Origin of the sequence: Stieleria sp. (assembly GCF_041595215.1) — a bacterium.
Lineage (GTDB): Bacteria > Planctomycetota > Planctomycetia > Pirellulales > Pirellulaceae > Stieleria > Stieleria magnilauensis.
In genome coordinates, this window is sequence record NZ_JBFHKV010000493.1 from 1 (window position 1) to 5,985 (window position 5,985).

Sequence of the window (5,985 nt, forward strand, 5' to 3'; positions counted from 1 at the left end):
GTCAAAAATTGGGTTGGTCAAAAAATGGGTTGGTCAAAAAATGGGTTGGTCAAAAAATGGGTTGGTCAAAAAATGGGTTGGTCAAGAAATAGGGTGGTCAAGAAATAGGGTGGTCAAAAAATGGGAACCCGGTGGGCTGCCGCAAAACGGCTGATGTCCATTGATCAGCCACCTGACTGAGCTCTCATTTTTTGACCAACCCATTTTTTGACCATTTCTTCTCCCGCCCCGCTTCAGCTCCACCTCCTTCGGGCGTACCCCGCTCCGACACTTCGCCAACGGAGTCGATAGCGTTCTTCCAGGCACCACTGGACGAAGGTGTTGCTGTTGGGGCCGGGGACGTAGCGGTAGGTGTGGCACCAGGGATAGGCGTGCGGTGCGGTTTCGATTCGGCGCGCCAGTTGGTCGGCTTCCTCGTCACACCATCGATGCAACCCATAGGCGAGGTGATTGCGGATACCGGCGGTGGGGGCCATCAGATTTCGATGCACGTGCCCCCAGCTCTCTCCTCCGGCGTCGGCATTTTGCCAGACCTCCCAGCGGTCGCATTGGTCGCTGCGACGGACCAGCAGCCAGCAATGCTCGGCAAATCGAAAGGGGCCCGGCAGACGGGCCGCCCAGAGTTCCACGGTGACGGCATCGGCTGTCATGCGAGTGCTTTGTCGGCTTTGATGTTTGGGTGGTGTTTGTCGAGCGGAAGAGGGATCAGGCTGAAGCTTGCGGAGCGATGAAGTGATCCGTGAGCCCACCGATGGCAGCGCGGACCCGCGGCTTGATTGCACCCTGTCATCCGTGGGTTCGCGCTGCTATCGGTGGGTATTGTTTTCGGTGTTTCGCCCGGCAGAACTGCTGGAACGCTAAGACCCGATTTCGCCTCGGTCACCCGTTTGCCCGGCGGCGATGTCGGCGGCATAGCAATCGATCAAGGTGGACACGTTGGCCATCCGTTCGAGTTCTCGAAGCGCGCGAACGCTGCGATCGAACCGCGCCAGCGTGATCGGTCGAGGGGCTGCGGCGAAGGCTTCTTCACGCATCGTCTTGCGGTAGTGTCCGATGGCCATCGAGAAAACGTCGCGCAACACGGCGCGTTTTTTCGGAGCCTCTTTGCCGGCTTCGTCCACGCGCGTCGTGACGATCCGTCGAATCGCGATCGGATCTGGGAACGGGCTCGCCAGCGCGCCGATCAACGCATCGCGAAAGCGTCTCGATTCGTCACTGAGCAGACGCAGTGCCGCCGGAACGTCTCCGCCGGCGATCTCGACCGCGTGAGAGATTTCGGCCGGTTCGGCTGGGATCTGGTGGACGTCACGGATCAGCCGTGTCGCTTCTTCGGCGTTCAACGGCGCAAAGCGAATCACCTGGCAGCGGGAACGGATGGTGGGCAATTGTTTTTGTTCGCTGGTGCCGACCAGCATGATCACGGCATCCGAGGGCGGTTCTTCGAGCGTCTTGAGCAGGCAGTTGGCGCCTTCTTCGTTGAGGAAATCGGCGTCTTCCAGGATCGCGACTTTGCGGCGCCCACAGTACGGGCTCAACCGGACGTCGCGACAGAACCCTTCTTGCATCCGCACTTCCGGGCGACCGATCAGCAGGTCGACGGGGATCACTGTTTTGTCTTTCGGTTTACGAATGCGGATCAGGTCGGGGTGGGTTTCGGCGTCGACTTGGACGCACGCTTCACAGGTTCCGCAGGGCTGCATCGACTCGGGCGGATTGCGGTTGCACAGCATGGTCCGGGCCAGCAGCGTCGCGACGCTGCGTTTGCCGACACCGGGCGGGCCGACCAGCAAGAAACTGCCGCCGAATCGTTGTTGGCGGATCGAGTTGCCGAACCACTGTTCCAGGTGGCGGTTGCCGATCAAATCGGTCCAGTTGGCGATCATGAGGCCTGGGAATCCGCGGCGGCCGTGTGGCCGGTCACGCGGTTGTCGCTATGGCAATTGGGGCCGTGCACGTTTTCCTTTTCGATCTTTTCGATCTTGGCGATCCGTTCGGCGTGGCGGCCGCCGTCGAATTCGGTTTGCAGCCAGCGGAGGACGAGGTCATCGATGGAGCGTTCGCCGATCAGATCGCCGGGCAGGCACAGCACATTGACGTCGTTGTGTCGGCGGCTCATTTCGACCATGACTTCGTCGTAACACGGTGCGGCGCGGACGCCGGCGAACTTGTTGGCCGTGATGGCCATGCCGATGCCGGTTCCGCAGATCAGGATGCCGCGATCGGCCTGGCCGTCGCTGACGCGTTTGGCGACCACTTCGGCAAAGTCGGGGTAGTCGACCGAGGAGTCGTTGAAGGTGCCTTCGTCGAGGATCTCGTACGAGTTGGCGGTCAGGGATTGGATCAGACGCGCTTTGATCTGTACGCCGCGATGATCGCTACCGAGTGAAATTCGCATTACGCAGACTCCTGATCTCCGTCGGAGACCTCGGGAAAAAAGTCGTCGTCCAGCCGCTCGAACCATTTTTCCAGCTCGCCTTCCATCTGGTCGGCACACTGGCGGTACGCATCGACTGGCATTCCGATCGGATCGGAAATGTCGCCGCCGTCGTGACGCAAGGTGAACACCCGATCGTGCATCTCGGGCCAGGCGGCCAAGATCGCAGCGCGGTGCGAACGGGTCATGGTCAAGACGAGATCGGCGACGTTCATGATGTCATCACCAAGCGGTTGGCTGGCGTGTCCGGTTAAATCCAGTTTACGCTCTCCCATCACTTCGATCGACTGTGGACTCGCGCTCCCGCCGGCGGAGGCGGCCACACCGGCCGAAAGCACCCGAACGGCGTCTTCCCGGCCCATCTTCTTTCGCAGTAGTTCACGCATCAGGGTTTCCGCCATCGGGCTGCGACAGGTGTTGCCGGTGCATACCATTACAATAACGGGTTTGACGAATTGATTCATGGCGGCTCGTTCAATCACTCCTTCTCGCAACAGTTCCCAACGTTTTCCGATCACCCGGACCACCGTCGATGCCCCACCATAACGAGTCGGGCCGTCGTCGAGCAGCAGTGGTAGGGTACCGGAGAGTTGCTCAAGCACACCGGCGGCGGTGGTTTGTGTCGGTTTTCCAGTTAAATTGGCACTCGTCAGCACCAACGGGGCGGCCATAAATCGGTGGATCGATTGCAAAATTCGGTGGTCGACGACGCGGAATCCGACCCCCCCACTCGGTCCGGTGATCCGCTGGCGGACCGATGGTGGTAATTGGTGCACCGCGGAGTGGTCGTTTTCACAGGGGGTGACCAAGGTCAACGGACCCGGCCAACAGCGGTGGCTCAGCCGACGTGCGACCGGAGACGCTTCGCAGAAAAAGTCTTCGGCCGCCTGACGACTCCGCACCGAAATCGCCATCGGTTCCTCGCCCCGACCCTTGATCTCGATCAATTTCTCAACCGCTTGGGCATCCAACGCGTGTGCGGCCAGTCCGTACACCGTGTCGGTCGGAAACGCCACCACCTGGCCTTCGGTCAACGCTTGGACGGTGCGGTGGATGATGTCGCTGGGGTCGTCGGTTTCGCGAAGATCAAGGACTTTGGTCATGAATGCCGACGAATGAGTCTGTCAAAGACGAGCAGGGCCCGCGCCCCGGATCGAGTGCCGCCATTGTAAGAGCGGCAAAATTAAGTCCACAACCGGACGAACCGGAAAAGCCCTGTAGAATGAGAACGTCCCCTGCGAAAAACGACGACGCGTCAATCCGATCCGATGAGACACCTGCGACAACCGGTCATGCAACCCTCAACCTCGTTCACACGCCGCGCGATGCTGAAACGGGCGGGGCTTGGCGCCGCAGCGGCGCTCGCCGCCACCGTGCCGGGATGTGTGCCGGCCAGCGGGCACGGCCAGACCGAATTGGTCTGGGGCCGAAGGGGACAGAGCTCGGGCCGTTTCCTCAAGCCTCGCGCCATCACCATCGATCGCAACGATCAGCTTTACATCGTCGATACGACCGGTCGCATCCAAGTCTTCGATCGCGATGGGAACTGGTTGCGTCAATGGAAAACGCCGGAGACGAAAAACGGCCGGCCGACGGGGCTGGCGATCCAACACGGGCGACGCCCCGAAGACGATTTGTTGCTGGTCGCCGATACACACTATTACCGCATGTTGGTCTACCACCTCGACGGCCGGCGGATCGAGTCCAAGGAGATCGGCGGTCAGCCCGGGCGAGACCCCGGCCAATTCGCCTTCGTCACCGATGCGGTCTCCGACGACGACGACTGTTTTTATATCGGCGAATACGGCGATTCCGACCGCATCCAGAAATTCGATCCCGATGGCAACTTCATGACCCAGTGGGGCGGGACGGGACGCGAGACGGAAAAATTTGTCCGCCCCCAAAGCTTGGTGATTGCCGGCGATGTGTTGTGGATCGCCGATGCGTGTAACCATCGGATTCAACGCTACGACATCAGCGGCCCGACACCGCGGTGGATCGACGCTTGGGGACAACAAGGCCAACAGCCGGGCCAGTTTCATTATCCCTATGACTTGGCGCTGCTGGCCGACGGCGGCGTGCTGGTGTGCGAATATGGCAACCAGCGGATTCAACGTCTGGCCGCCGACGGCACGCCGCAGTCGATCTGGGGCGCGCCGGGATTCGAGGTCGGCCAGCTCTACCAGCCCTGGGGGCTGGTCGTTGATTCAGAAAACAGAATGCACGTCCTGGACAGCAACAACCATCGCATTCAACGCACCCGTTTGCCGGCGTGATGCTAACCGGCGAGTAGTTCGTCCATCGTTGCGACGAGACCCTTGACCGCGTCGACGCTCTTTTGGAAGTCGGCCGTTTCGGATTCGGTCAGATTCAGTTCGATGACCTTTTCCACACCCGCGCTGCCCATGATCACCGGCACGCCGACGTAGTAGCCGCCGACGCCGTATTCGCTTTCGCAAAGTGCGGCGACGGGGATGCAGCGTTTCTTGTCTTTGACGACCGCTTCGACCATCTGTGCACAGGCCGCTGCGGGGGCATAGTAGGCACTGCCGGTCTTGAGCAGCGAGACGATTTCCGCACCGCCCTTGCGGGTCCGCTCGACGATTTCTTCCAATCGTGCCGGATCGATCAACTGGGTCACCGGGATTCCGCCGACGCTGGTGCAGCTGGGGATCGGAACCATCGTGTCGCCGTGTCCGCCCATCAGCAACGCGCTGATGTCTTCGACGCTGACGCCCAGTTCCATCGCCAGGAATGTGCGGTATCGCGCGGTGTCCAGCACGCCGGCTTGCCCGCAAACCTTGGAGCGATCGAAACCGGTGACCTTCCACATCTGTTGGACCATCGCGTCGAGCGGGTTGCTGACGACGATCACGACGGCGTTGGGACTCGATTTCTTGATCTCTTCGCCGACGCTGGTGATGATCCGTGCGTTGGTGCTCAGCAAGTCATCGCGGCTCATGCCCGGTTTTCGCGGGATTCCGGCGGTGACGACGATCACATCGCTGTCTGCCGCGTCGTCGTAACTGGTCGTCCCCACGATCTTGGAATCAAAGCCCATGATCGGCGACGACTGCATCAGGTCGAGAGCTTTCCCGGCCGGCATGTCTTCGGTTTGGGGGATGTCCAACAGGACAATGTCACCGAGCTCCGCAGCAGCACACCAATGTGCACAGGTTGCTCCGACGTTACCAGCTCCGATGACGGTGATTTTTGCGCGACGCATGGTTGATTCTTGATTCAGGGAAGTGGCGAAAACGGAAAGACGACTGACAAACGCCCATCGTCACAAACGCCCATCGTCTCAGAGCAGCCGCCGTGGTCAAGAGGAGGCAGTGGAGCGTGTCGCGACCAAGTGGTGTTTCGCCGCCGATGGCTGACGACGAAGGAGACCGAGTCTCCAGACCGATGTGTTCCCCGGTGGCGTCTGGGAATCAGTCGGAACGGCCAAGGCTACAGATCGATCGTCGTGGTTTGGCTGGCACGCTTGCGAACCTCGGCGTCCTCTTTGGCGTTGCGCCGCGTCCACCAGATCGTCGCAAGGATGGCCA

The 5,985-nt window shown here is 60.7% G+C and carries 6 protein-coding genes; 1 reads left to right on the forward strand and 5 read right to left on the reverse strand.

Features of this window, described 5'->3' with window-relative positions:
* Positions 1-233: 233 nt before the first annotated feature.
* From ABX749_RS18575 to ABX749_RS18590, 4 genes are all read right to left on the reverse strand, one after another.
* The gene (locus ABX749_RS18575) at positions 234-650 is read right to left on the reverse strand and encodes a DUF3750 domain-containing protein (protein ID WP_372897279.1); all 417 of its coding nucleotides are present in this window, start codon (positions 648-650) and stop codon (positions 234-236) included.
* Positions 651-857: 207 nt separating this feature from the next.
* Positions 858-1,883 (reverse strand): ATP-binding protein, encoded by a 1,026-nt coding sequence (locus ABX749_RS18580; protein ID WP_372897280.1) that lies wholly within the window; start codon positions 1,881-1,883, stop codon positions 858-860.
* Positions 1,880-2,395, reverse strand: coding sequence for a ribose 5-phosphate isomerase B (gene rpiB, locus ABX749_RS18585; RefSeq protein ID WP_372897281.1), 516 nt, complete (start codon positions 2,393-2,395; stop codon positions 1,880-1,882). The genes ABX749_RS18580 and rpiB overlap by 4 nt, the downstream gene beginning before the upstream one ends.
* A complete protein-coding gene (locus ABX749_RS18590; RefSeq protein WP_145219207.1) occupies positions 2,395-3,537 on the reverse strand; it encodes an L-threonylcarbamoyladenylate synthase in 1,143 nt (380 codons plus the stop codon). Before ABX749_RS18590 ends, rpiB begins: the two co-directional genes overlap by 1 nt.
* A gap of 189 nt (positions 3,538-3,726) precedes the next feature.
* Here ABX749_RS18590 and ABX749_RS18595 point away from each other — a divergent pair, with 189 nt between their 5' ends.
* Positions 3,727-4,710 carry a hypothetical protein gene (locus ABX749_RS18595; RefSeq protein ID WP_372897282.1) on the forward strand — a complete coding sequence of 328 codons (984 nt, stop codon included), beginning with the start codon at positions 3,727-3,729 and terminating at the stop codon, positions 4,708-4,710.
* Between the two features lie 2 nt (positions 4,711-4,712).
* On the opposite strand, the gene mdh is transcribed toward ABX749_RS18595, so the two are convergent.
* Entirely contained in the window at positions 4,713-5,660 is a 948-nt protein-coding gene (gene mdh, locus ABX749_RS18600) for a malate dehydrogenase (RefSeq protein WP_145219209.1), read from the reverse strand.
* Positions 5,661-5,985 lie beyond the last annotated feature (325 nt).

Coding starts and splice junctions, on each gene's coding strand:
- ABX749_RS18590 (WP_145219207.1), bottom strand. CDS start 3,537: ATGACCAAAGTCCTTGATCTTCGCGAAACCGACGACCCCAGCGACATC.
- ABX749_RS18575 (WP_372897279.1), bottom strand. CDS start 650: ATGACAGCCGATGCCGTCACCGTGGAACTCTGGGCGGCCCGTCTGCCG.
- rpiB (WP_372897281.1), bottom strand. CDS start 2,395: ATGCGAATTTCACTCGGTAGCGATCATCGCGGCGTACAGATCAAAGCG.
- mdh (WP_145219209.1), bottom strand. CDS start 5,660: ATGCGTCGCGCAAAAATCACCGTCATCGGAGCTGGTAACGTCGGAGCA.
- ABX749_RS18580 (WP_372897280.1), bottom strand. CDS start 1,883: ATGATCGCCAACTGGACCGATTTGATCGGCAACCGCCACCTGGAACAG.
- ABX749_RS18595 (WP_372897282.1), top strand. CDS start 3,727: ATGCAACCCTCAACCTCGTTCACACGCCGCGCGATGCTGAAACGGGCG.